Annotated in this window: 16 protein-coding genes and 2 pseudogenes; 9 read left to right on the top strand and 9 right to left on the bottom strand. The window is 69.1% G+C overall.

From position 1 onward, the window contains the following. Window positions 1-355: 355 nt before the first annotated feature. Window positions 356-1,357, bottom strand: coding sequence for a LacI family DNA-binding transcriptional regulator (locus ACIQNU_RS43455; protein ID WP_401378184.1), 1,002 nt, complete (start codon window positions 1,355-1,357; stop codon window positions 356-358). 263 nt (window positions 1,358-1,620) lie between these two features. Here ACIQNU_RS43455 and ACIQNU_RS43450 point away from each other — a divergent pair, with 263 nt between their 5' ends. The 5 genes from ACIQNU_RS43450 to ACIQNU_RS43430 all read left to right on the top strand — a co-directional run bounded on the left by ACIQNU_RS43450 (window position 1,621) and on the right by ACIQNU_RS43430 (window position 10,768). Next, the gene (locus tag ACIQNU_RS43450) at window positions 1,621-2,952 is read left to right on the top strand and encodes an ABC transporter substrate-binding protein (RefSeq protein WP_401378182.1); all 1,332 of its coding nucleotides are present in this window, start codon (window positions 1,621-1,623) and stop codon (window positions 2,950-2,952) included. A gap of 7 nt (window positions 2,953-2,959) precedes the next feature. Then, the gene (locus ACIQNU_RS43445) at window positions 2,960-3,916 is read left to right on the top strand and encodes a carbohydrate ABC transporter permease (RefSeq protein WP_401378179.1); all 957 of its coding nucleotides are present in this window, start codon (window positions 2,960-2,962) and stop codon (window positions 3,914-3,916) included. An 83-nt stretch (window positions 3,917-3,999) separates the two neighbouring features. Further along, on the top strand, window positions 4,000-4,806 hold the full coding sequence (locus ACIQNU_RS43440; RefSeq protein ID WP_401378202.1) for a carbohydrate ABC transporter permease: 807 nt from the start codon (window positions 4,000-4,002) through the stop codon (window positions 4,804-4,806). A 61-nt stretch (window positions 4,807-4,867) separates the two neighbouring features. Further along, window positions 4,868-7,669, top strand: a complete 2,802-nt coding sequence (locus ACIQNU_RS43435; RefSeq protein WP_401378177.1) for an alpha-mannosidase — start codon at window positions 4,868-4,870, stop codon at window positions 7,667-7,669. Window positions 7,670-7,750: 81 nt separating this feature from the next. Continuing rightward, window positions 7,751-10,768 (top strand): glycoside hydrolase family 2 TIM barrel-domain containing protein, encoded by a 3,018-nt coding sequence (locus ACIQNU_RS43430; protein WP_401378174.1) that lies wholly within the window; start codon window positions 7,751-7,753, stop codon window positions 10,766-10,768. Between the two features lie 141 nt (window positions 10,769-10,909). Here ACIQNU_RS43430 and ACIQNU_RS43425 read toward each other — a convergent pair whose 3' ends face one another. The 4 genes and pseudogenes from ACIQNU_RS43425 to ACIQNU_RS43410 form a co-directional block, all read right to left on the bottom strand. Then, on the bottom strand, window positions 10,910-12,970 hold the full coding sequence (locus ACIQNU_RS43425) for a glycoside hydrolase family 6 protein (RefSeq protein ID WP_401378171.1): 2,061 nt from the start codon (window positions 12,968-12,970) through the stop codon (window positions 10,910-10,912). 390 nt (window positions 12,971-13,360) lie between these two features. Beyond that, a pseudogene (locus ACIQNU_RS43420) lies at window positions 13,361-13,468 on the bottom strand (SAM-dependent methyltransferase); the annotation flags it as partial. A 131-nt stretch (window positions 13,469-13,599) separates the two neighbouring features. Then, a complete protein-coding gene (locus tag ACIQNU_RS43415; RefSeq protein ID WP_401378168.1) occupies window positions 13,600-14,253 on the bottom strand; it encodes a response regulator in 654 nt (217 codons plus the stop codon). Further along, window positions 14,250-15,488 (bottom strand): sensor histidine kinase, encoded by a 1,239-nt coding sequence (locus ACIQNU_RS43410; protein WP_401378165.1) that lies wholly within the window; start codon window positions 15,486-15,488, stop codon window positions 14,250-14,252. Before ACIQNU_RS43410 ends, ACIQNU_RS43415 begins: the two co-directional genes overlap by 4 nt. 130 nt (window positions 15,489-15,618) lie before the next feature. Between ACIQNU_RS43410 and ACIQNU_RS43405 the strand changes: the two genes are divergently transcribed. Then, window positions 15,619-16,575: an SDR family NAD(P)-dependent oxidoreductase gene (locus ACIQNU_RS43405; RefSeq protein WP_401378162.1), complete on the top strand. Its 957-nt coding sequence runs from the start codon at window positions 15,619-15,621 to the stop codon at window positions 16,573-16,575. A gap of 54 nt (window positions 16,576-16,629) precedes the next feature. On the opposite strand, the gene ACIQNU_RS43400 is transcribed toward ACIQNU_RS43405, so the two are convergent. Further along, the gene (locus tag ACIQNU_RS43400) at window positions 16,630-17,508 is read right to left on the bottom strand and encodes a hypothetical protein (RefSeq protein WP_401378159.1); all 879 of its coding nucleotides are present in this window, start codon (window positions 17,506-17,508) and stop codon (window positions 16,630-16,632) included. A 280-nt stretch (window positions 17,509-17,788) separates the two neighbouring features. Between ACIQNU_RS43400 and ACIQNU_RS43395 the strand changes: the two genes are divergently transcribed. Then, window positions 17,789-19,180 (top strand): FG-GAP and VCBS repeat-containing protein, encoded by a 1,392-nt coding sequence (locus tag ACIQNU_RS43395; protein WP_401378156.1) that lies wholly within the window; start codon window positions 17,789-17,791, stop codon window positions 19,178-19,180. Window positions 19,181-19,259: 79 nt separating this feature from the next. On the opposite strand, the gene ACIQNU_RS43390 is transcribed toward ACIQNU_RS43395, so the two are convergent. Together ACIQNU_RS43390 and ACIQNU_RS43385 are read right to left on the bottom strand one after the other, a co-directional pair. Beyond that, window positions 19,260-19,772, bottom strand: a complete 513-nt coding sequence (locus tag ACIQNU_RS43390; RefSeq protein WP_401378153.1) for a DUF4232 domain-containing protein — start codon at window positions 19,770-19,772, stop codon at window positions 19,260-19,262. A 1,037-nt stretch (window positions 19,773-20,809) separates the two neighbouring features. Next, a pseudogene (locus ACIQNU_RS43385) lies at window positions 20,810-22,605 on the bottom strand (hypothetical protein); the annotation flags it as partial. Between the two features lie 11 nt (window positions 22,606-22,616). Between ACIQNU_RS43385 and ACIQNU_RS43380 the strand changes: the two are divergent. Both ACIQNU_RS43380 and ACIQNU_RS43375 read left to right on the top strand, forming a co-directional pair. Next, a complete protein-coding gene (locus tag ACIQNU_RS43380) occupies window positions 22,617-22,799 on the top strand; it encodes a hypothetical protein (protein ID WP_401378150.1) in 183 nt (60 codons plus the stop codon). A 122-nt stretch (window positions 22,800-22,921) separates the two neighbouring features. Further along, window positions 22,922-23,641, top strand: a complete 720-nt coding sequence (locus ACIQNU_RS43375) for an SDR family oxidoreductase (RefSeq protein ID WP_401378147.1) — start codon at window positions 22,922-22,924, stop codon at window positions 23,639-23,641. A gap of 73 nt (window positions 23,642-23,714) precedes the next feature. On the opposite strand, the gene ACIQNU_RS43370 is transcribed toward ACIQNU_RS43375, so the two are convergent. Further along, window positions 23,715-24,329, bottom strand: coding sequence for a TetR/AcrR family transcriptional regulator (locus tag ACIQNU_RS43370; RefSeq protein ID WP_401378144.1), 615 nt, complete (start codon window positions 24,327-24,329; stop codon window positions 23,715-23,717). Window positions 24,330-24,474: the final 145 nt, after the last annotated feature.

The raw sequence follows: 24,474 nt of genomic DNA, 5'->3' as shown, positions 1-24,474 counted from the left end.
TGGCGAACATCGCGGCGGTGAGGGTGCTGTACGCGTACTTGATGTAGTGCTTGACCATTCTGGATCTCCCTTGTCCGGGCCGCACGAAGACGGCTGGGCTCCTTGTGGTGCACTTCCGGCCGATGCCGGGCCGGTTGATTGACGCGACGTCAGAGTAAGGGAGTTGAGGCTCCAGCGGTATCTCGCGTCCGGGTTGTTTCCGGGTTTTTCTCGGCGGGAGTAAGAAGCGCGTGTGGGGGGGTACACCCGGCCTGGTTGTCACTTACACGATTCGCCAAAGCGAAAGGGGAAAGGGAATTCGCGTATCTCACGGACGATCTCGCGGAAGGCGAAACCGGCACTTCCCCGTTGTCCCCTACGCCGATTCACGCAGCCGCAGCTCCGACCCGACCACCAGTTCGTCCCGGGTGAGCGAGCCCGCTCCGGTCAGCAGGCGGGCCGCCTGTTCGACGGCGAGGGCGCCGAGCCCGCGGGTGTCCAGGGCCACGGTGGACAGCGGAGGTTCCACGAGCGCGCCGAGCCGGAGGCCGTCGAAGCCGATGACCGCGAGATCCCGGGGAACCTCCCGGCCGAGGCGGCGGGCGGCGCGCAGCGCGCCGATGCCGATGATGTCGTTGAACGTGAACAGGGCGGTCACGTCGGGGTGTGCGGCGAGCAGGTCCCGCAGTGCGCTCTCACCGCCTTCGACGCTCTGGTCGGCGCGGCTCACCGCTCCGGCGTCCAGTCCGCAGGCGGACATCGCGCCGGTGAACCAGTCGTGGCGCACACTCGGCTCGGACCGGCCCGCGTGGTCGAGCATGCCGATGCGCGAGTGCCCCGAGTCGGCAAGGTGTCTGATCGCGGCGTGCACGCCCGCCTCGCCGTCGATCCGGATAGAACGGAACCGCTCGGTGGAGTGCTCCCGGTCGATGAGCACCACGGGGAGCCCTCGGGTCAGCTTGTCGATCTCGTCCTCGGGCAGGCTCAGATAGCCCACCACGGCGTCGACCTGCGAGGCGATGACCTCCAGCGTGCCCCGCTCCTCCTCCATGCGGTCGCCGGTGTCGTACACGACGACGTGCCAGCCGCGGGCCCGCGCCGCGTCCAGCGCGGCGGCGGCGACCTCGGTGAAGAACGGGTTGAGCAGATCGGGGATCACCAGGCCGACGCTGATCGTGTCCTGCCGGACGAGGCCCCGGGCGAACCGGCTCGGCCGGTACCCCAGCGCGAGGGCGGCGTCGAGGACGCGCTGCTTGGTGGAGACGCCGATGTCGTCCTTGTCGTTGAGCGCCCGCGACACGGTCTGCCGGGACACTCCCGCGCTCCGGGCCACATCGTCGATCGTCACCCGGCGGGGTCCGGTCCCTGACGACGCCATCGCTCACCTCCGCGTATTCGCCGACGCGCCCGACGATCGATGTGCGGCGCCCGACGATCTCAAGAGCCTTGACACTCGACCGTACAGAAGCGCACACTCCCAATCACTTCACAACACTGCACACCGTTACCGCTCCCGTGAGCGCTCACGTTACCGCTCACGGACTCGTATTCCAACCAGGAGGCCCACCGCCTCAGGTGGCCCTCAGGTGTCAACGTCGACCCGCCTGGCGTCGTCGCCAGACGTTCTCTGGAACGGAAGATATGAGCAGCACTGTCTCGCGCATCCGCCTCGCCGCCGCGGCGGCAGCAGGCATCGCCCTGCTCGCCGGGTGCTCCTCGTCCGCGCCGGCGGACAAGGCGTCCGCACCCTCCTGCGAGCCCGCGAAGGGCAAGGTCACCCTCCAGTACTGGAACGCCGTTCCGGGCATGGACAAGGTCGTCGACCGGTGGAACAAGCAGAATCCGAACATCCAGGTCGAGATGAAGAACATCTCCAACGACCAGTACGGCACCATCGGCAACGCGCTCAAGGCCGGGAACGCGCCCGACCTCGCCCAGGTCGGCTATGACCAGCTGCCCAGCCTGCGCACCCAGAACGCTTTCGTGGACGCCTCGGCCTGCTCGGAGGCCACCGCGGCCAAGTCGAAGTTCGTGCCGTGGACCTGGGCGCAGGCCAGCTTCGGGGACACGGGCGTGTACGCCCTCCCGCAGGACACCGGCCCGATGGCCCTGTTCGTACGCACCGACATCTTCAAGAAGTACGACGTCGCGATCCCCACGACCTGGGACGAGTACGAGGCGGCGGCGCGGAAGCTGAAGAAGGCGGACCCCGGTCTCACCATCACGTTCTTCGACCCGAACAACGCCGAGTGGTTCAACGGTCTCCTCTGGCAGAACAAGGCCGAGATGTACAGCTACGCCGACGACAAGTGGCACGTCACCGTCGAGTCGGACCAGAGCAGGAAGGTCGCCGACTACTGGCAGAAGATGATCTCCGACAAGCTGGTCCGCACCGACCTCGCGAACACGTCGACGCAGATGTACGCCGCGTACCAGAAGGACCAGGTCGCCAGTTACGTAGGCGCCTCCTGGGGCTACAGCATGTTCCGCGACAACCTGCCCGACCAGGCGGGGAAGTGGTCGATCGTGCCGATGCCGACGTGGGAGCCGAACGGCCCGTCCGGTGACTGGGGCGGATCGACCGTCGCGTTCATGAAGGGCAGCAAGCACCTGTACGAGTCGGTGAAGTTCAACACCTGGCTGAACACCGACCCGGAGGCGCTCGCGATGGAGAACGAACTGGGCGGCCTCTACCCGGCGGCGAACGCCGGTCTTGAACTGCCCGCGCTCTCCAAGGGAGTGCCGTACTACAACAACGAGAAGATCTTCGACGTCTTCGCGGACTCCTCGAAGAAGATCGACACGAGTTTCGTCTGGGGTCCGACACAGAAGACGGTGAACCTCGCGCTCCAGGACGCGATGGCCAAGGCGGCGGCCGGCGACGGCACGCTGAACGACGCGCTGTCGGCCGCCCAGGACGCCGCACTGAAGTCGATGAAGGACCTGGCGATCCCGGCCACGGCGGGCAAGTGACCGCGGGATGACCGACACAGCGACCCGCGCGACCGGTGCGGTGACATCGTCCGGGGACCGCCGCCACCGTCGTCGTCTCGACGGCGGCGGCCCCCGGGCGGGCACCATCATCGCGTTCCTGACGCCGTTCTTCCTCCCGTTCGTACTGTTCTACCTGGCACCCGTCGGCTACGCGCTGTGGCAGAGCTTCCGCGTGGTGCGCCGCACGGGCGGGCAGTACGGCACCTCGTACACGACCTTCGGCGGATTCGAGCAGTACGGGAAGGTGTTCGAGAACCCCGACTTCTGGTCCAGCATCGGACGCATCGGGATGTTCGGCATCGTGCAGGTGCCGGTCATGTTGTTCGTCGCGCTGATCATGGCGCTGCTCCTCGACACTCCCCTGCTGCGGCTCAAGCCGGTCTTCCGTATCACCGCGTTCATGCCGTACGCGGTGCCGGGCGTGATCGCCGCGATCATGTGGTCGTACCTCTACTCGCCGCAGCTCAGCCCCGTCGTGGACCTGCTGAACGGGATCGGGCTCCACCCCGACTTCCTCGGCCCCGGCGCGGTGCTGTGGTCGGCGGCGAACGTCTCCACGTGGCTGTGGACCGGCTACAACATGCTGATCATGTACGCGGCGCTCCAGTCGATCCCGCAGGAGCTGTACGAGGCCGCCAAGCTCGACGGCGCGAACAACTGGAGCATCGCGTGGCGGATCAAGGTCCCGATCATCGCCCCGTCGATCGTCCTCACCACGGTGTTCTCGATCATCGGCACGCTGCAGCTCTACGCCGAACCGGCCGTGCTGCGGCAGATCTCCTCGAACATCTCCAGCACGTTCACCCCGAACATGCTCGCGTACGCGGTGGCCTCCGGGAACAACTACCAGCAGGCCGCGGCGATCTCCGTGGTCATCGCCGTCATCACCTTCGTCCTGAGCTTCGGGTTCATGCGACTGACGTCTAAGAAGGCCGGACTGTGAGCGCCCCTACCGTGAGCCGCACCCGTACCGTGAAACGCGCCCGGACCGTGAGCCGTGAGAGCCGCGTCAGCCGTACGGCCGCCATGGCGCTGATGTTCCTCCTGGCGCTCTACTTCCTGCTGCCGGTCTACTTCCTGATCGTCGCGGCCACGAAGCCGCAGGGAGACCTCGCGTCCACCAACGGGCTGGCGTTCTCGCACTTCGACCTGTTCGAAAATGTGCGGATCCTGTTCACCCGCAGCGACGGCATCTTCGGCCGGTGGGCCGTGAACACCGTCATCTACGCGGTCCTTGGCGCGGCCGTCGGCACCCTGATCTCCGCGCTGTGCGGCTACGCGCTCGCGAAGTTCCGCTTCCGGGGCCGGGAGTTCCTGTTCTCCGTCGTCCTCGGCGGCGTCCTCGTGCCCACCACCGCGCTCGCGCTCCCGCTGTTCCTGCTGTTCTCGGCGACCGGCATCGTCAACACGTATCTCGCGGTGTTCCTGCCCAGCATCGTCAGCCCGTTCGGCGTCTATCTCGCGCGGATCTTCGCCAACGCGGCCGTCCCGCAGGAGCTGATCGAGTCGGCGCGGCTGGACGGCGCCGGCGAGTTCCGCACCTTCTTCTCGGTCGCGTTCAAGCTGATGACGCCGGCGCTGGTGACGATCTTCCTGTTCCAGTTCGTCGCCATCTGGAACAACTTCTTCCTGCCGATGGTGATGCTGCAGAAGGAGTCCCTGTTCCCGATCACGCTCGGCCTGTACCAGTGGAACGGGCAGACCGCCCGCGCCCCGCTCCTCCAGACATCCGTGATCACCGGATCGCTGGTGTCGATCGTGCCCGTGATCATCGTGTTCATCCTCCTCCAGCGGTTCTGGCGCACCGGACTCGCCGCCGGCTCCCTCAAATGACCGCCCGTCAGAAGTGACCGCCCGCCCCGCTCCCCCACCAGAACAGAAGGTCCGTCCCGCCATGCCCGACTCCGCCGTGTTCGTGCCCCATTTCCACTGGGACCGGGAGTGGTACGAGCCTTTCCAGGTGTTCCGGCACCGGCTCGTCGCCGCCCTCGACTCCGTATTGGAGACCGCCGAGTCGAACCCGGACTTCCGGTTCACCGTCGACGGTCAGATGGCCGCGATCGAGGACTATCTGGAGATGCGGCCGGAGCACCGCGATCGTGTCGCGGCCCTGGTCGGCGAGGGCCGACTCGCCATCGGGCCGTGGCTGATCCTGCTCGACGAGTTCCTCTGCTCCGGTGAGACCATCGTCCGCAATCTCCGGATGGGGTGGGCGGCTGCGGAGAGTCTGGGTGGCGCGATGCCCATCGGCTATCTGCCGGACATGTTCGGGCACGTCGCGCAGATGCCGCAGATCTTGGCGCGGGCCGGTTTCGAACACGCGGCGCTGTGGCGCGGTGTGCCCGGCTCCGTCGACGGTCACGCCTTCCGCTGGCGTGCGCCCGACGGCTCCGAGGTGCGTACGGAGTTCCTGTTCGACGGGTACGACAACGGACTCGACGTCCTGCTCGTGCCCGACCGGATCGGCCGTGCGCTGGGTGAGTACGCGGAGATGACGGCCGAGCGGTGGGGTGGCGATCCGGTACTGGCGATGGCCGGCACCGATCACAGCGCACCCGATCCGCAGCTCGCGGCCTGGCTGCGGCGGGCTTCCGAGGAAGGGGGTGCGTCCGGGGATGAGGGTGCGTCCGGGGATGAGGGTGCGTCCAGCGAGGGGCGCGCTGCCAAGGAGGGGCGTGCCATCACCATCGCGACGCTCGACGAGTACCTCCGCAAGCATGTCCGGGACGAGGTGTCCGCCGTCGTCACGGGTGAGTTGCGCAGCCATGTGCGCGGCAACATCCTCCCGGGCGTGCTCTCCGTACGGCTCGGGCTCAAGCAGCGGATGGCTCTCGCGGAGCGCACGGTGGACCATGCCGAGCGGATGAACGCCCTGTGGTCCCGGCGCGACGACTCGGCGTTCCTCTCCCTGGCCTGGCACAAGATCATCGAGTCGACGGCGCACGATTCCGTCGTCGGCTCCGGCACCGACGAGACCTGCGACCAGGTCTCCGCACGGCTCGCGGAGGCCGCGCAGACGGCGCGTGCCGTACGGGACGCGGCGCTCGCCGAGCCCGCAGCGAAGGCGCCGAGCGACGGGTATCTGGTCGCCAATCCGCTGCCGTTCGACCGCACGGCACTGGTCGAGGTGGATGTCGTGGCTCCGCCGGCGGGCACGAGCCTGGTCGCGACCGTCCCCGACGGCTCGACGGCGCCCGTCCAACTGGTCTCCGAAGCGCCGACGGTGCTCAGCGACGAGCGTGTGGACGCCTCACAGCTGGAACGTGTCCTGCGCCGCATCCACCGCCGCGAACTCTTCGGCCGTCTCATCGACCGCTACGAACTCACCCCCGGCTCCCTTGTCTTCCACCTCGCCGAGGTGCCCGCCGACGGGCCGTTCGACCTGATGGTGCTGCGCCGCGAGATCGCCGACGCGGCCGTCGCACATCCGGGTGAGTGGCGGGTGCTCACGTTGGAGGAAGCCAGGGCCACCGCGCTCGTACCCGTGCGGGTCCCCGCCTCCGGGCTGGCCTCCTTCCGGGTCGGACCGGGCAGCGCGGACGGCGTCGCACCCCTCCCGTACACACCCGCGACGGCGAGGGACCGCACGCTCTCCAACGGTCTGGTCGCGGTCTCGGTGGCCGCCGACGGCACCCTGGACATGACCGGCGCCGACGGCACGGTACTGAAGGGCGTAGGCCGCCTTGTCGACGGCGGTGACCGGGGCGACAGCTACAACTACGCTCCCCCTGCGCGGGACGTCCTCGTCTCGGAACCGGCGGAGATCTCCGTAGCCCTTCTCGAAGCCGGTCCGCTGCGGTCCCGGCTGCGTGTCACCCGCGTCTACGAGTGGCCCGCCGCTCTCTCTTCCGACCGCGACGTGCGTGGCGACCGGACCGTGCCGACACCCGTGGAGACGCTGGTGGAGGTGCGGGCGGGCGAGCCGTTCGTACGGGTCTCCACCTCCTTCCTGAACCAGTCCGCGGACCATCGGCTGCGCTTCCATGTGCCGCTGCCCGATGCGGTGCAAGCGTCCGCGTCCGCGGGGCAGTTCGCCGTCACGGAGCGGGGGCTCACCGCCGAGGGCGGCTGGGGCGAGTACCCGCTCCCGACCTTCCCGGCCAGTACGTTCGTGTCGGCCGGCGCCGCCACCGTCCTGCTCGACCACTCCGGCGAGTACGAACTCGTCGGCGACGGCGGCGAACTCGCCGTCACGCTGCTGCGCGCGATCGGCTCGATCAGCGTCAACATCCATCCGCTCCGGGACGAACCGGCGGCGAGCGAGATCCCCGCGCCCGGCGCGCAGGATCTCGGTATCCGTGTCGAGAACCGCTTCGCCGTCGTCCCCTCGGCGACCGGTTGGCAGGGTGTGGGCGCGGTCGCTCTCGCCGAGGAGTTCCGCAATGACGTTCTCGTCACCCGTGGCACCGCGTCCGCCGGGGGCGTGCTGCCGCCCGACACGGCCGGGTTGCGGGTCGACGGGGACGACGTCCTCGTGTCGGCAGTGCGCCGCGTCACCGACGACGAGCACGGGTCCGGTGTCGAGGTGCGGTTGACCGCGATGCGCGACACGGCGTCGACCGTCGAGGTGACGGGCGTGTTCACGGAGGCGACGACCGTCGATCTGCTGGGCCGGCCGCTCTCCCGTACGCGGGCCCCGGGGCGGCTCGAACTCGCCCTAGGCCCGTGGGAGATCCGCAGCGTTGTGCTCCGGTGACCCGCGTCGACCGTCCACGACACCCCCGTACCGCGCTCCATACCGCTCTCCGTACCGCCCTGAAGAAAGCGTCGTGACCTCTTGCTCACCGATCCCCTCGTCCCGGACATCGCACCTGGGCGTGGCGCGCTGCGCCCGGCGCGCTCGTGGCTGCACTCCGACGCGCCCTCGCTCTCGCTGAACGGGCCCTGGCGTTTCCGCCTTTCGCCCACGGCGTCGCAGGCGGAGGACTTCGCGGCCGAAGGCTTCGACGACCGGAGCTGGGACACCATCCCGGTGCCCTCGCACTGGGTGTTGGAGGGCGACGGAGCGTACGGCCGCCCGATCTACACGAACATCCAGTTCCCCTTCCCGATCGACCCGCCGCACGTCCCGGACGAGAACCCGACCGGCGACTACCGCCGCCACGTCGACATCCCCGCCGACTGGTCGGACGCCGAGCGGGTGGTGCTGCGCTTCGACGGCGTCGAGTCGCTGTTCCGGGTGTGGGTCAACGGTGTGGAGATCGGCAGCGCGAGCGGCAGCCGGCTCGCCCACGAGTTCGACGTGACGCCGGCCGTGCGCCCGGGGGACAACGTCGTATCCGTGCGGGTGCATCAGTGGTCGGCGGCCAGCTATGTCGAGGACCAGGACCAGTGGTGGCTGCCGGGCATCTTCCGCGATGTCACCCTGATCGCCCGGCCGGCCGGGGGTGTCGAGGACGTCTGGCTGCGGACCGGCTACGACAACGGGCGCGGGCGCGTCGAGGCGGAGATCTCCGCCGACGCGACGGCCTTCCCGGTGACCCTGCGCATCCCCGAGCTGGATGTCGAGCGGGTGTGGGCCACGCCCGCCGACGTCGCCGCCTTCGACCTCACCGGCGTGGAGCCCTGGTCGGCCGAGCTGCCCCGCCTGTACGACGCCACTGTGTCGACGCGTGCGGAGACCGTCTCCCTCAGGGTCGGTTTCCGCACGGTCGAGATCCGCGGTGACCAGTTCCTGGTCAACGGCCGCCGTGTCGTGTTCCACGGGGTGAATCGCCATGAGGCCCATCCCGAGCGCGGCCGGGTCTTCGACGAGGAACACGCCCGCGAGGACCTGGCCCGCATGAAGCGGTTCAACGTGAACGCGATCCGCACCAGCCACTACCCGCCGCACCCACGGCTGCTCGACCTCGCCGACGAACTCGGATTCTGGGTCGCCCTCGAATGCGACCTGGAGACACACGGCTTCGACAAGGTCGACTGGGTCGGCAATCCGAGCGACGACCCGGCCTGGCGAGGCGTCTACCTCGACCGCATCGAGCGCACCGTCGAACGGGACAAGAACCATCCCAGCGTCGTGATGTGGTCGCTCGGCAACGAGGCGGGCACCGGGGGCAACCTCGCCGCCATGTCGGCATGGGTGCACGCCCGCGACGCCGGACGGCCCGTCCACTACGAAGGTGACTACACGGGCGAGTACACGGACGTCTACTCGCGCATGTACGCGTCCGTCCTGGAGACGGAACAGATCGGCACCGACGGCTCACGTGCCCCGCTGCTCGGCTGCACTCCCTCGCAGGGTGCCCGGCAGCGCACCAAGCCGTTCCTGCTGTGCGAGTACGCCCACGCGATGGGCAACGGGCCGGGGGCGCTCGACCAGTACGAGGCGCTGGTCCACGCGTATCCGCGGCTGCACGGCGGCTTCGTGTGGGAGTGGCGCGATCACGGCATCCTGGCCACCGCGCCGGACGGGACGCCGTACTACGCGTACGGCGGCGACTTCGGTGAGGTCGTCCACGACGGCAACTTCGTCATGGACGGCATGCTGTTGAGCGACGACGTGCCGACGCCCAGCCTCCACGAGTTCAAGGCGGTCGTCGCGCCGGTCCGCTTCGACTTCGACCGCGACGGCGGCAAGGTGGCGGTCGCGAACCTGCGGCATACGGCGGACACGTCCGACCTACGCTTCCGCTGGCGGACAGAGCATGACGGTGTGCCGGTGGACTCCGGGGAGTTGGAGGTTCCGTCCGTCGCGGCGGGCGACTCGGGGTGGGTACCGCTGCCGCCGATCGCGGTGTCGCCGCACGCCGAGACGTGGCTGACGATCGACGCGGTACTGGCGACGTCAACCGCTTGGGCACAGGAGGGGCACATAATGGCCACCGCCCAACTGGACCGCTCGGTACGCCGTCCCGTCCCCGCTGTGCGAGTCCGAACCGACTGGCGGACTGACGGGCGGGCCGACGGGCGGACCGATTGCCTGGCCGGAGACGGAACATCGACGCTCGGTATCGCCGAGTTCGTCGGCGGGTCTCTCGTCCGGCTCGCGGGCCGCGCCATGGCGGGCCCACGCCTGGAACTGTTCCGTGCGCCGACCGACAACGACGAAGGCGCGTCGCAGGAGGTCGCGGAGAGCGACGCCGCAGTCGCCGGGGTCTCCCATGCCGCACTGTGGCGTCGCGACGGCCTCCACCGGCTGACCACCCGACGGCTGTCCGTGGAGCACGCGGCGGACGCGCTCCGCACGGTCGACAGGGTCTCCGCCGCCCACTCCGCCCTGTCCGTGACCGTGGAGTCCATCTGGTCACTCGAAGACGGCGAACTCGAACTGCGGGTGGAGATCGAGCCTTCGCGCGGGTGGCGGACCGTGTGGCCGAGGATAGGGGTGCGCTTCGATCTGCCCGACGGCTCGGCTCCCGTCGACGGCGCCGAGTGGTTCGGCCTCGGCCCCTTCGAGTCGTACCCCGACAGTCTGCGCGCGGCACGCACCGGCCGATTCTCGTCCACGATCGGCGACCTCTCGGTGGCCTACGCACGCCCCCAGGAGACCGGCCACCGCTCCGCACTGCGCCGCCTGACACTGACGAGTGGCGACACCGACGTACTGCACATGGCAGCCCTGCCCGACACACACGGACGCCGCCCCGGCTTCACCCTCAGCCGGCACACCCCGCAGGAGATCGCGCAAGCGGAACATCCCCATGAGCTGCCGCACTCCACGACGAGCCACCTGATCGTCGACGCGGCGCAACACGGCCTCGGCTCCCGGGCCTGCGGTCCCGATGTGTGGCCCGAGTACGCGCTGCGCCCCGAGTCCCGCACGATCAGGCTGCGTTTCGGCCGCGGGGGTGTGTGAACGCGGCACGTCCGTGGGGTGCGGCCGGGCAGTTCGGCGACCGCCGGGGCCGCCGGTACGGGGATCCTCCCGTACCGGCGGCCCCGGCTCTTTCGCAAGGCGGCTCCCCCGGATTTCCTGTGCCGCCCTCTCCCGCCGGCGTCAGGGTGCGGTGCCCCAGGCCAGGACGCCGTCCACGTACACACCGATCTTCGTGGCGTCCGCATAGGTGGTGCCGGTGCCGTGGCTGTAGTCGTCGCTCTCGTCGAAGTTGGACCAGTCCGATTTGGCCATGCGCAACTGCATCTCGCCGGTGGAGGCGCCGGCGGCGACACTTCCGCCGGCGAAACCGACCTCCAGATAGTGGCTCGCACCGGCCGCGCTGCCGCCGGACTTCACGCCGAGCTTCACGGTGGAGCAGCCGACGACGGCGTAGTCGCACCATGTCCCGAACGTGCTCGCGCCGGCCTCCGGCGTGAACCAGTACCGCACCGTCACCTTCGAGAGGTCCACGGCCGAGCTGCCGGTGTTGAGCAGTTGCAGACCCATCCGGATCTGGTTGTCGGTGGTGGAGGTGTCGTTGTTCTTGTACTGGACCTTCAGCGCGCCCGTGCCGGTGCCGCCGCCCGCCGTGGTGGTCCCGGTCACCGCCGACGAGAGGGCCGAGGTGTTTCCGGCCGCGTCCCGCGCGCGCACCCGGTAGCTGTACGCGGTGGATGCCTCAAGTCCGTTGTCGGTGAAGGAGGTTGATGTAGTGGTGCTGCCGACCTGGACGCCGTTGCGGAAGACGTCGTAACCGCTCACGGCGGTGTTGTCGGTGGACGCCGTCCAGGAAAGGGACACGCTGGAGCGGGACGTGCCGGTCACCGTCAGGCCGGTCGGCACGGTCGGCGCCTGGGTGTCGCCGCCGGGACCGCCCGGGTCGCTGCCGTCCAGCGGCGGGTACGCGTTCCTGACCAGCTCCCGGAACTGCGCGGAGAACCAGTGACCGGCCAGCGGCGAGTTCGGCAGCGCGCCCGTCAGGTTGTTGCCGTTGCGCCCGTTGCCCGTGTAGGTCGGGTCACACATCCGGTCGAAGCCCTTGCCCTCGTCGTTGGCGATGGGCTGGCTGTTGCCGTCCGACTCGCCGGGCGGCTTCGCCCACACGTAGGCGTCGATACCGGCCGCGGGCGCGCTTACCGGCCGCTCGCCGATGCCCGCGCCGCTCTGGTTGCACCAGTTGCCCGCGTGGATGCGCCGGTCGACCCGGGAACCCTCCACGTACGCGTCCACGTTCGTGGTCGGACCGGGGCCTGTGGGCCGCGCCGTGCCGCCCCAGCCGTTGCGGGCGGTGTCGATCAGCATGCCGATGTTCGCGTCGAAGCCGCCCCGGCTGATCAGCAGGGAACGCAGGGCCTGCGCGTAGGAGAGTTCGTCGACGTAGTAGTTCCAGTCGACCCACTTGGACTGGCGCACGGTGGTGCCGGTCACCGTGTCCGTGACCTTGAAGTAGGGCTCCTTGAGTGCCGAGTAGTTGGCGGTGTTCACGATGAAACCGTGCACGTCGGCGACGGTCGCGCCCTCCGATGTGGCAGCCTTCTTGAACTCGTCCACCGACGGGGCCATGTTGGAGTCCCAGCCGAGCCAGCCGTGGTGGGCGGCGTCGATGTAGTTGTACACGTTCGGTATGGCGCCCAGGGTGTGCAGCGCGTAGCCGACGCCCTTCTCGTAGTTGCCCAGCGACTTCATCTGTACGCAGGCGTCGGTGGACCCGGCGGTGCCGCCCGCGTTGGTGACGATGTTGGGCAGCGAGTCCGGCTCGATGAGGGTGACGATCCGCAAGGACGCGTATGCCGGGTCGTCGAGGATGTCGGCGATCGGGTCGATGTATTCGGTCTTGTACCGGCCGATCTCGGTCGGGCCGAGTTCGCCGTTGGAGGCGAGGGCGGCGCAGTCGCGTCCCGGCAGGTCGTAGATGACCACCTGGAACAGGTTCGCGCGCTGGGCGAGAGCCGCGTCGAGATGCGCGCGCAGGCCCTTCGCGCCGCTCGTGCCCTGGATGGCGGCGATGCGGTCCATCCATACGAAGGTCGGCTCGTCGGCGATGGCGCTGCCGCCCGGCTCGGCGGTGGCCTTCGCGGACCAGTCCGCGTTCACGTAGGGGGTGGCTCCGGCGTAGGGGTTGTCGAGCCGGGCGGCGGCGGACGCCTGTCCCGGCAGCACGGCGACGGCCAGCGCGGCCACGGTGGCGAGAGCGGCCCCGAGCCCGACGGCCCTGCGCCGCGTCCCGGTTCCGAGCCCAGGTATGAAACCGGACCTGAGTGTTCCGAACCTGAGTGCTCTGGGCCTGGGTGTTCCGAATCTGAGGGTTCCGGATCTGCGCCCGAACAGGGCGCGTTGACACCGATTCATGCGGCTCTGTGCTCCTCTTCTCGTACGTCCCGGAAGGGCGGTCCTCCGGGAGGGGGTGGAGGGAGTGCGCAGTGCGGGTCGAGCGGATGGCGCGTCGGCTGCGGAGGCGGAGCCGAGGTGTGGGAGCGCTCCCACAAATTGCTCTTCAATTTTGAACCTGTCAAGACATCGGGCAGTTGCCGGTGGGGGCCGCGGGCGCTCGCGCGGCCGGAAATCGCCGGTTCAGGCGACGAGGAGGCGGAGGCCGAGTTCTGCCGCGTTGAGCGCGACGAGGTCACGGTTGCGCTCGCTCCACCGGCCGGAGGAGAGGTCGTCGCGGAGCGCGTCCACTTGAGGTCATCCATGTTCACCCTCCCCCTGCGGGACGACTCCCCCTCCGTCCGGGCGAACCTCTCACCATTAACCGGAATCCCGGCCACGCGCCGCTGCGGCAGGCCGATCAGCCCCGAGTGATGCCGGGTTCAGTCCGGAGTGATGCCGGTGAGGACGGCCAGAATGGCGAGTCGGATGCGGTTGTCTCGGCCCGTTTTCGCCATCAGGTTCGCCACGTGTGTCTTGACCGTGGTGACTCCCAGATGCAGCCGGTCGGCGATCTCCTTGTTGGACAGGCCCGCTCCGAGGAGGCCCAGTACCTCCCGCTCGCGCGGGGTGACGGCCGGCGCCGGGATGCCCTCGGGGGTGCCGGAAGCGGTACGGGTCTCCAGTGCACGGGCGACGAGCCGGTCGAGGACGTCCCGGCTGAAGGGCGCCTCCGCGTTGGCGGCCCGGCGTACGGCGTCCAGGAGTTCGGGCGGCGGGGTGTCCTTGACGAGGAAACCGCAGGCTCCGGCCGCGAGAGCCGGGTACAGGTGATCGTCGTCGTCGAAGGTGGTGAGGGCGACGACCCGGGTGGCGGGGCGTGCCGCCAGGATGCGGCGGGTGGCCGTGATGCCGTCCATGCCGGGCATTCTGAGGTCCATGAGGACGACGTCGGGGGTGAGGCGTTCGGCGAGGCGTACCGCCTCGGCGCCGTTGTCCGCCTCGGCCTGGATTTCGACGTCCTCGGTCTGCTCGAAGAGCATCCGCAGCCCCATGCGGACAAGTTGCTGGTCGTCGACGACGAGGACGCGGATCACAGCTGGGGCTCCAAGTCCGGTGCGAGAGTGGGCAGTTCGGCGACGAGCCGCCAACCCTGGGCCGTGGGGCCCACGTCGAGCCGGCCGCCGAGGAGATCCACGCGTTCACGCATGCCGATCAAGCCGTGTCCGCAGAGGTCCGGAGCAGGTCGTCCGGCCTTTCCGGCCCCGTCGACGGCCGCGCCCGGGGCTTGCGGTACGCCCTTCCCGGCGCCGTCGTCCTCGATCGTCACATGCAGAACGTCGTCGTCCATCCGCACGGCCAGACTCGCGTGTGTGCCGGGTCCGCCGTGCCTGGCCGCGTTGGCCAGGCCCTCCTGGGCCAGGCGGAGCACCGCGAGGCCGCGCACCGCGTCGAGCCGTGCGATACGGGGGTCCACGGAGGCGGACACGGCCAGACCGGTCCGGCGCCTCTGCTCCACCACCGAATCCAAGGCGGCCGACAGCGCGCCGGGCGCGACCAAGGAGCCGGTGTCGGGACCGGCGCGGTCCTGGGTGCGCAGTACGGCGACCAGGCGCCGCAGATCCGTCAGTGCCGCGCTGCCGCTGGAGTGTAGATCGTCCAGCACGCTGGTGATCCGCGGGTCCGTGGTGCCGGTGTCGGCGACGACATGCCGGGCGACGCCGACGCGCAGCACCATCGAGGAGACATGGTGAGCCACCAGGTCGTGCAACTCGCGCGCGACGGCGGTGCGCTCGGCGGTGCGGGCGGCCAACACCTGCTGTCCGGCGCGGAGTTCCTGCTGCCGCGCGTCCTCACGGGCCCGCGACGCGGCGTCGCGGGTCACACGTACGTACGCGCCCAGGAGCAATGGCAGTCCGGCGACGATGCCCATCTTGTAGAGCACCGAGGGGAGTTCGCCGGGCAGGTCCGCGAGACGGTTCGCGGCGACGGCGAGCGCCAGGGCCGCCGCACCGACGGCGAGGCGGCGCCCGGACTGCCGTACCGCCAGCTCGAACAGCGTGACGGCGGCCAGCACCTTCAGCGACGAGACGATGCTCGCGCCCAGCGCGTGCGCGGCGACCAGCAGCGCCGACTGCGCCACGAGCGAGCCGCACACCCATCTGCTCGCGGCCAGGCACACCACGAGCCCGGCAGCGGCGAAGCCCCAGTCACGTGCCCCGGACGGCCGCTGCAACAGCACAAGGTCACCGATCAGGACACCGGCCAGCACCAGGACCCGCAGCATGGCGAACCTGCTGTCGAACGCGGTCTCGATCCAACGTCGGTTCACCCGGCCCACGATAGGCGGGCGCCCGTCCCCCGGGGTCCTGCCATGGCAGGAGGCCGCCTCCTCCGACCGGCCCGATGTCCGGCCGGCGGACGGAACCCGGCGCCCGGTACCGGGTGCGAGCGTGATCGTCATGGATACGCATACGCGGACGAGTACCGGAACGAACACGGCACATGTGGGTCCGGGACGGCGGTCGCTCCTGGGTGGCGCGGTCGCCGTGGGCCTGGCGGGCGCGGCCTTCGACACCACCGCACACGCCGTCGGTGCCGAGGCCGGCTCCCGGGGCGAAGGCGGCCGTTTCCAGGGAAAGTCGGTGCTCATCACGGGTGCCACATCGGGCATCGGCAGGGCGGCGGCAAAGGCGTTCGCGGCTGAGGGTGCCCGTGTCGGATTCTGCGGGAGGCGAGTCGAGTGGGGGCGCCGGGTCGAGCGGGAGATCAGGGACGCGGGCGGCGAAGCCATATACATGCGGGCCGATGTCCGCGTAGCCGCCCAGGTGCAGAGGTTCGTGGACCAGGTCGCGAGTCGCTACGGCTCCATCGACGTGGCCTTCAACAACGCCGGCATCGGCGGCGGCAAACTGCCCCATGAGATGAGCGTCGAGGAGTGGGACGACGTCCAGGCCACCAACGCCCGGGGTGTGTTCCTGGCCATCAAGTACGAGATTCCGCACCTGCTCAGGGCGGGGCGCGGTGTCATCATCTGCACCTCGTCGTCCGCGGCCGAACAGGCCCGCCCGAACGGCGCCGCGTACACCGCCAGCAAGCGGGCGGTACAGGGCATCGTGAAGGCCGCGGCCCTCGCTTACGGCCCCAAGGGAATCCGGATCAACGCCCTGCTGCCCGGCACCACCGACACCCCCTTTGTCCGCCCTCCCGGAATCCCGGACCCGGAATGGGCCGCATACAAACAGGCGTGGGGCCCGCTGAACGTCGACGGTCTTGAGCGGATGGCCGAACCTGAGGAGATCGCGCAGGCGGTACTCGGACTCGCCTCCGACGACTTCCCGTACATGACGGGCGCGTCCATCGCCGTGGACGGCGGGAGCACGGCGGGCCGGAAGATGATCCAGCCGAGCGGCGCCTGACCATCCGGTTTCTGGCATTCCGGTTCGCGGAAATCCGGTTCCTGGCTTCGGCGATCAGTAGCGGCCGAGGATCAACTGTGTCTTGAGGACGTCGCCGCGGTACAACCAGCCCCGCGCCTCGGCGACCGCGATGGCGTCGCTGTGCAGTTGGGCGGCGTCGGCGTAATCGTCGGTCTTGAAGGACAGCTCGACGACGTACTCGGTGCCGGTCCCGCTCGCACCCACGACCGGGACCACCTCGACGCTCGCGTCGTCGGAGGACTCCCACGCGCCCGACCAGACCTGCGAGGTCACCGGGCCGTGGGCGCGCGAGGCAGTGAGCACGTCCGAACCCCAACCGCTGGAGAGCCAGTCGTCCAGCTTGCCGGGGGTGTCGTTGACCAGCCAGGTGCGGGCGGTGCTGCTCGACGGCATCGACGTGCCGGAGTAACCGCTCGCGCTGTGGCTCTTCTCGTTGGAGAAGCTGAGGGTCTGCTTGGCGTAGCCCCAGTCCACTTCGGCGTCGTAGTTGGTGTCGCTGCTGTCGAACCCGGCGGCGTTCGCCGTGTTCAGAGCGGCGTCGATGTTGCCGTTGACCACGGGGAACCGCTTCTTGTAGGTCTCCTCGAAGGACGAGCCCGACTTGTGGCGGAGGCGCACGCTCCAGCCCTCCGCGTCGAGGTCGAGTCCGTCGGTGTCGAAGTATTCGTACGACCGGACCTTGGCGGAGCCTGTGATGCCGAAGGCCGACTTCACGGCCGATGTCGGGTTGTGGGACGAGTCGAGTGCGGCGGTGGTCAGGTTGATCTTGACTTCGTACGTCGGCACAGCGTTGGACTTGGCGAGCGCCGCCGGCGCGGGGGCGAGCACGGTGACAGCGGCGGTGAGGGATGCGGTCAGGGCGATCGCCGACGAGGTACGCAGACGACGGGCCGACCGAGTCGTTATGTCCATGCCAAGATCGTGTACTCGGCGGATGATCACCAGGCGAGCACCTGGAAAGAACCTCCTGAACCCGGGATGTCGGGGAGGAAGAACGCCACATCCCCCAAGTGGTACGAGCACCACAACCATTGGCCCGCCCTGGCGGTCAAGGTGAACGACCAACAGACAGCAGGCAAACTGCCGGGCCCGCCGACATGCTGTGGCTGCCCGGCGACACGACGCCCTGGAGAAGACACCGATGTCTCACCGCACCCGCCGGGCCGTTGCCCTCCCCCGCCCTCCCAGGAGCGTGAAAGCTGCCCCCGCCGCCACGGTGGCCGTCCTGCTGACCGCCTCGCTGGCGGTGTCCGGCACCCTCGCGGCACCGGCCGCGGCCAAGAGCGCCAGGCCGCTGACCGACTTCAACGGTGACGGATACGCGGACCTCGCCGTCACCGCACCCGGCGGCACCGTCTCGGGCCTCGCGGAGGCGGGTTACATCGCCGTCCTGTACGGCTCCGCCACGGGGACCGGCACCGCGCACCCCGCGCTGCTCACCCGGGCGACTCCGGGTGTGCCGGGAGCCGTCGAGAAGTACGGTGCCTTCGGCCGCACGACGACGACCGGTGACCTCGACGGCGACGGCTACACCGATCTCGTCGTCGGCGACTTCACCGCCCCGGCGGTGCTCTGGGGCTCCCCGAAGGGCCTGACCAAGGGCGCCGCCCTCCCGGCACCGACCCCGACCCCCGCGACGGGCGACATCAACGGCGACGGCCACACCGACCTGGTGGTCAACAGCACCGACGGCCTTCAGGTGCGCTTCGGCCCCTTCTCCCGCGCCGGAGTTCCCGTCTCCACCCAGACCCTCACGTTCCCGGACGGGGACAACCCCGAGGCGCTCGCCGTGGGTGACATGACGGGCGACGGCGCCGACGACCTCGTCACGACCCACAGCTTCGACGACACGCAGGGCAAGTCCCGCTTCTGGGCGGGCGGGAAGAACGGCCTCAGCCACACCTCCCGTACCACCGGCCACTACACGACCGGCGGGATCGTCGCCGATGTCGACCGGGACGGATACGGCGACCTCATCGCCATGCAGGTCAGCCAGGTCTCGGAGGACCGCGACTGGGAGGCCGGCACCATCCGGGTCGTCTACGGCTCGGCCTCCGGCCCCTCCACCCGTACGGCGAAGATCACCCAGGACACGCCGGGCGTCCCCGGGGTGAGCGAGGCGGGCGACCACGACGTCAACTCCGGTGACCTGTTCGGCTACTCCCTGGCCGCCGGGGACGTCACCGGCGACGGCTACCCGGATGTCGCCGTGGGTGTGCCCGGCGAGGACATCGGCCGGATCCGCGACGCGGGCGCCGTCGTCCTGCTCAAGGGTGGCGCGGCCGGTCTCACCGGCAAGGGCGCGCAGGCGTTCCACCAGTCGACCCCGGGCGTGCCCGGCGCCTCCGAGGAAGGCGACTACTTCGGCCGGACCGTGCTCCTCGCCGACGTCAACGCCAACAACCGCGCCGACCTGGTCGTGGCCACCCCTTACGAGGACGGTGCCTACTCGGACTCGGGCGCGGTATGGGTGTTGCGCGGCGCCAAGTCGGGCCTGACCACGACCAACATCACATCATTCGGGCCGCGCGCGCTGGGCGCACCGGAGAAGGAGGCACGGTTCGGGGACGACGTGGCACGCTAGACCGGACTGCCGACCAACCCCGCGAAGCGAGTACATGAGAGGCGGCGTCACCTGCCACGTGACGCCGCCTCACGCCCGCTCAGGCGCCGCGCTCGACCGGACCGACGAGGGTGCCGGCGGCCACCTTCAGCCTGCCCTCGGCGAACGACGTACCGGGGATCTGCCCACCCGGGGCGCGGAGCGTGAACGATGCCGCGTTCGCGCGGATGCCGCGCCGGTGGTTCGGAACCTGGATGTCGAAGTGCACCGGGTGGCCCGGACCGAAGGTCACCACGGTCCGCTGGCTGCCGTAGCGGCCGGCGGTGACCCCGGTGTCCGAGCCGCGGTGCGAGAACCGCACATCGGTGGGCGAACCGGCCAGCCTGCACGGCTCGTATCCGCGCGGCGCGGTAAGGGTGACACGGTAGTGACGGTGCCCGGCGCTGTTCGTCGCCTCGGTGATCTTCGCGGTGTGGTTGGCCGGACGGCAGGCGGAGGGGGCAACACTCCCGCCCGTCGGCGACGAAGCCTGTGAGACTCCCGCACCGGCAGTACCCGCAAGCACCACAGTGGCGGCGAGTACGGCGGCGATCTTCCGGTTGGTACGCATCATGGACGCTCCTTGCCTTGCTCAATGGCCCTGCGGATGTCCACCGCCAGAACCATGGTCACGACCATGCCTGCCCACCCACATCTGCGGAGAATGTCCCAGAATGGCCACAGCCAAGAGGAGTCCTCCTCGCGCTTCCGCCGCGGATGCGCACGGGAGCACGATGTCAGCGGATGTTCAGCCGCTCCGCCGTGTCAGCCATGTCAGCCATGTCAGCCATAGGGATAGAAGGACGGAGTCTTCACCCTTCCCGCAATCGAGAACGGGCGGAAATCTCGATCGGCGATGACCCGATAGATGAATTCCGAGGTGGAGAGATCGAACCGGTGCCACTTCTCCAGAGGATCGGTCCTGGCGATGATCGGCCACTCCTCAGGGCTCTTGGACGCGTCGGCCAGCCAGTAGTACTGGGCCTCCGTCATCGAGTTTCCCCAGAGAATGAGTCCGCTCTCCTCGAAAACCCGGTAGGGCTCGAAGAGTGAACTCATCTGCTCGCTCTCCCATCGCCCCCGCAGCGACTTCCACCTCCCGACCAGGCCTTCCGGGTCGGCGCTGTCCAGCGACAGGACTTCCAGGTAGCCACTGAAGGCACCGCGGCCGAACAGTTCACAGATCTCTTTGAAGTCGACCGGAAGCCGCGCTCCGAACTCGTCCTCGATACCGCTCCAGTCCACCTCCCGCCGCTCCGGTTCCCAGCGAGTGAGGGAGACGATTTCGTCAACCCATTCCATGACGTCCTCTTCCGTGTAGCTCCGCGATGGCGCCTTGGGCCCGCCCCTGGGAATCCAGCGGCATGCAGTACACCATGGTCTTGCGAGTCTTGGAGCAGTCCTGCCTGGTGAACGGGTACAGGGTGTCCCCCGGCCGCCACTCCTTCTTGTCGTCCGGGGTCCGGCTTGGCTCCCGGTTCCGAGGTGGTCCCGTTGGCCGCGGTGGGTGTGTTCCAGCCGATGCCGTTCAGGAAGACATCGACCGCGGTCAGCCAGCCGCCGCCGAGCTTCTTCGTGGCCGTCTTCGCGGCGGTCTTCGTGCCGCCCGGTGCCGAAGTTCATGTCGGCCAGGGCGCCGGTGTACATGTCCCGGGTGGTGAAGCGGTTCAGCCCGGGGCTGTAGTCACGAAAGCCCATGTCGTACGTGCCGGACTGGGTGTCCCAGCGCTTGGCGTTGTACCGGTAGCCGTAGTAGCCGTCCTCCGTCGTGTCGGCGCTCTTGTGCGTGACCTGCGACAGACGCTCGCCCCACGGGCTGTACTGGTACGACTTGGTCAGCTCGCCCGCGACCCTCTCGTCCAGGACCTCGGTGGACAGACCCAGGTATGCGAAGTCCGTCATCTTGCTGTCCGACGTCTTCGACACGGTCCGGTCGAGCGGGTCGAAGGTGTACGTCATGGACTTCATCGCGCCCGTGTCGTCCATCTTCTGGGACGCACATATGTCTCGGTGCTCGCGCCGTTGCCGGTCTTCACCGACTTCGCCAGGCGGTCGGCCGGGTCGTAGGTGTAGTCGGTCGTCGACGACAGGTATGCCGCGTGGTCGTCGGCGTTCCTCTTCTCTGTCCGGCTTGCCGTCCGCGTCATACGTGTACGCCGTGGACTTCTTCTCGGTGCCGGACAGCGACTCGGTCACCTTCTGGACCTGGTTGAGGCCCGTGTAGGTGATCGCGTATGTGTCGATCTTCGCGGCCGACGAGGTGTCGTCGATCTGCGTCAGGTTGCCGTTGAGGTCGTAGGAGTAGGCGAAGTCGGTCTTCTCCTTGTCCACCGGATCGCCGCTGGTGTCCCGGACGAGCTTCACTCCGTCCGCGACCACCACACCACCGCTGTTCTGGAACAGTTGCAGCTTGGCGTCGTTGCCCTGCTTGAAGGCGTAGGAGCCCAACGGGCCCCATGTGCCCTGGTTCACGGTCGCGTTCTGGTCGACGGTCGCCACGTACGTGCCGTCCTTAGGGATGTTGAGTGTCCAGGTGAAGGCGTCCGCGCCCGTACCGGCGGTGTGGGTCTCATGGTTGTAGCCCTGCTGACCGGTGACGTCGCCCTTCGTCCAGGTGCCGGTCTTCGTGGTGTTCTGACCGTCGGAGTTGTCGACCAGGACAACCGACCTGCCCACGGGGACACCGTCGTCCGACCGGGACTTCAGTGAGCCGTCCGCGTAGTACTGCCACGTCATCGTGCGGTCCGAGGAGCCGCCCGCCGACGTCAGGGTCCGCTTGGTCTGCTTGCCCTGACGTTGCCGACCTGGTCGTACTCGTACTTCGTCGTCCGGTACGTGACGGTCGACGTGCCGTCGTGCGGGACCTTGACCTGGGTCCTCTTGCCGCGCTCGTCATAGGTGGTGAGCGTCGCGTTGTTCTCCGCGTCCGTGGTGGACGTGACCAGCGAGTCCTTGTCGTAGCCCCGCTTGGTGGTCGTGATCAGGTCGCCCGCCGCCTGGTCCCTGGGCGCCGTGGCGACCTTGGCGCGGCCGAAGGTGTCGTACGTCTGCGTCGTCACTTTGAGGTTGGCGTCGGTGACCTTGGTGACCTGACCCCGCTCGTCGTACTCGTACGTCGACGCGTTGCTCTTCGGGTCCGTGATGGTCGTCGGGTCGCCCGTCGGTCCGAAGCCGCTGTACGTGGTGACGTGGCTGTTGGCGTCCGTCGCCTTGGTCAGTTCGCCGTAGGTGTTGTACTCGTACGCCGTGGTGTAGTCACCCGGCGTCGCCGTCGCGACACCCTTCGGGTCGGTGACCGTCTTCAGGTTGCCGAAGGTGTCGTACCCGAACTGCCAGGCACGGCCCTCCGGCGATGTCTTGCGGAACAGGTCGGCCGCGAAGCCGTCGGCACGCGTCTGGTACTCGTAGGCGCACGACCGTGGACGTGCCGCTCGGTCAGGACCCGATCGTCAGCATCGTCCTCAGCCAGGAGGGCGGACAGGCCCGCTGCACGCTCGCCGTCCGTGGGCAACACGTCCAGAGCGCCACCGCCGCGGGCACGTTCGGTCGCGCCACCTGCACCGGCCGGCCGCCCCGGAGCGAGGGCGGATCCGGCAGTTGAATCGGTCAGCGGATGCGTGTCCCACCGCCGCCGGTGTCGGCGTAGCGCTAAACCGATCCGCAGGCGCCGGGGGCTACCGTCCGCCCGGATGACGGCCCCCACCCGAGAACAGGACTTCGCTCATGAGCATCGCCAACTCCCTGGCCGGCAAGCACGTTGTCGTGATGGGCGGCACCTCCGGCATCGGTCTCGCCATCGCCGAGCACGCCCTGGCCGCCGGAGCCCGGGTGACCGCGGCCAGCCGCAACCCCGCACGTACCGCGGGCAGCGTGCCCGCCGAAATCGCCACCGAGCAGGTCGACATCACCTCCGCCGCCTCGATCGACGCTCTCCTCGAACGCGTCGGCATCTTCGACCACCTGGCGATATCGGCGGGCGCCACCGCCCTCGGCACCGTCCGGGAACTCGACTCCGCCGAGGCCCGTGCCTTCATGGACACCAAATTCTGGGGCGCGTACAACGGCGTACGGGCCGCCGCCGACCGCATCGCCAAGGACGGCTCGATCGTCCTGATCGGAGGCATCGCGAGCCGCAAACACGGCCCCGGACGCCCGACCATGTCCGCGATCAACGCCGCCCTGGAGTCCTTCGGCAAAGCCAACGCCGTCGACCTGGCCCCGGTCCGGGTCAACGTCATCGCCCCCGGCCTGGTCGAGACCCCAGCCTTCGATGATGTCCCGACGGATGTGCGGGAGCGGCTGCTGACGCAGTACATCGCCAGCGTGCCCGTCGCGCGCGTCGGCCTGCCCGAGGACATCGCCTCGACCGCGCTGTTCCTCATGACCAACGGTTACGTCACCGGATCCGTGGTCGACGTCGACGGCGGCGTGCAGCTCACCTGACCCGTACGGCCACCGGCCGCCGCACCCCGTCCGGGCAGGTCGGACAGGGTGCGGCGTTCAGGCCGCGTGGTCGCTAATGCGTCCCGTGAGCGGAATTCCCGGACAGGCCGGAGATGAGTTGCACGATCACGGATTTGATCGCTTCGGGCGACTCGTGGCCTTTCGCGAGGTGTTGGGACGCTTCGCTCAGGGCGCCCACGAGAACGAGTGCCAGGGGCCGGGTGGATTGAGGGGGGATCTGGCCCGCCGCCATCACACCGGCGAGCCGTTTCTCCATCAGGCCGATGGTCTGCCGGGACTTGATTTCGCGTGAACGCTCCCAGCCGAGGACGGCCGGGGCGTCGAGAAGCGCGATGCGCTGAACCTCCGGCTCGGCCGATGCGTCCAGCCATGCCAGGCAGCCCACGATGAAATTCTCGATGCGGTCCACCGGTCCCGCCGCGACCACCGCGGCGTCGACTTGCAGAACCAAGTCGTGCTCGACGTCCTCGAATACCGCCTCGAATAGCGCGCGCTTGTCGGCGAACTGGTGGTACATCGCACCCCGGCTGACGCCGGCCGCGCTGACGATCGCCGCCGTACTGACCTCGGCGTAACCGATTCGGCCGAACAACGTGCGGCCGGCTCGGAGCAGAGCTTGCCGTGTCGCTGCGGAGCGTACGGCTTGGGTTTGACGGTCAGCGCTCATCAATCCAGTGTTCACTCGGGTGGGGCAGCCGTAGGGCCTGTCGTCACATTCCCGTCTGCCGTGCGACGCCTGGCACGCACGCTCGCGGCGTTGCCGAAAGGCCCACGTAGCGCCGCTACGAGGACCTTCCGGCGCCTTGCGATCG

Source organism: Streptomyces sp. NPDC091292, from assembly GCF_044757265.1.
Lineage (GTDB): Bacteria > Actinomycetota > Actinomycetes > Streptomycetales > Streptomycetaceae > Streptomyces.
Note: the sequence above shows the minus strand (reverse complement) of the source record. Positions and strands in the feature narration are given on the sequence as shown.

Bases quoted from the DNA above. Each gene is read 5' to 3' on its own strand.
- ACIQNU_RS43375 (WP_401378147.1), top strand. From the start codon at position 22,922: ATGAGCATCGCCAACTCCCTGGCCGGCAAGCACGTTGTCGTGATGGGC.
- ACIQNU_RS43370 (WP_401378144.1), bottom strand. From the start codon at position 24,329: ATGAGCGCTGACCGTCAAACCCAAGCCGTACGCTCCGCAGCGACACGG.
- ACIQNU_RS43400 (WP_401378159.1), bottom strand. From the start codon at position 17,508: ATGGACATAACGACTCGGTCGGCCCGTCGTCTGCGTACCTCGTCGGCG.
- ACIQNU_RS43405 (WP_401378162.1), top strand. From the start codon at position 15,619: ATGGATACGCATACGCGGACGAGTACCGGAACGAACACGGCACATGTG.
- ACIQNU_RS43435 (WP_401378177.1), top strand. From the start codon at position 4,868: ATGCCCGACTCCGCCGTGTTCGTGCCCCATTTCCACTGGGACCGGGAG.
- ACIQNU_RS43450 (WP_401378182.1), top strand. From the start codon at position 1,621: ATGAGCAGCACTGTCTCGCGCATCCGCCTCGCCGCCGCGGCGGCAGCA.
- ACIQNU_RS43455 (WP_401378184.1), bottom strand. From the start codon at position 1,357: ATGGCGTCGTCAGGGACCGGACCCCGCCGGGTGACGATCGACGATGTG.
- ACIQNU_RS43440 (WP_401378202.1), top strand. From the start codon at position 4,000: ATGGCGCTGATGTTCCTCCTGGCGCTCTACTTCCTGCTGCCGGTCTAC.
- ACIQNU_RS43445 (WP_401378179.1), top strand. From the start codon at position 2,960: ATGACCGACACAGCGACCCGCGCGACCGGTGCGGTGACATCGTCCGGG.
- ACIQNU_RS43390 (WP_401378153.1), bottom strand. From the start codon at position 19,772: ATGATGCGTACCAACCGGAAGATCGCCGCCGTACTCGCCGCCACTGTG.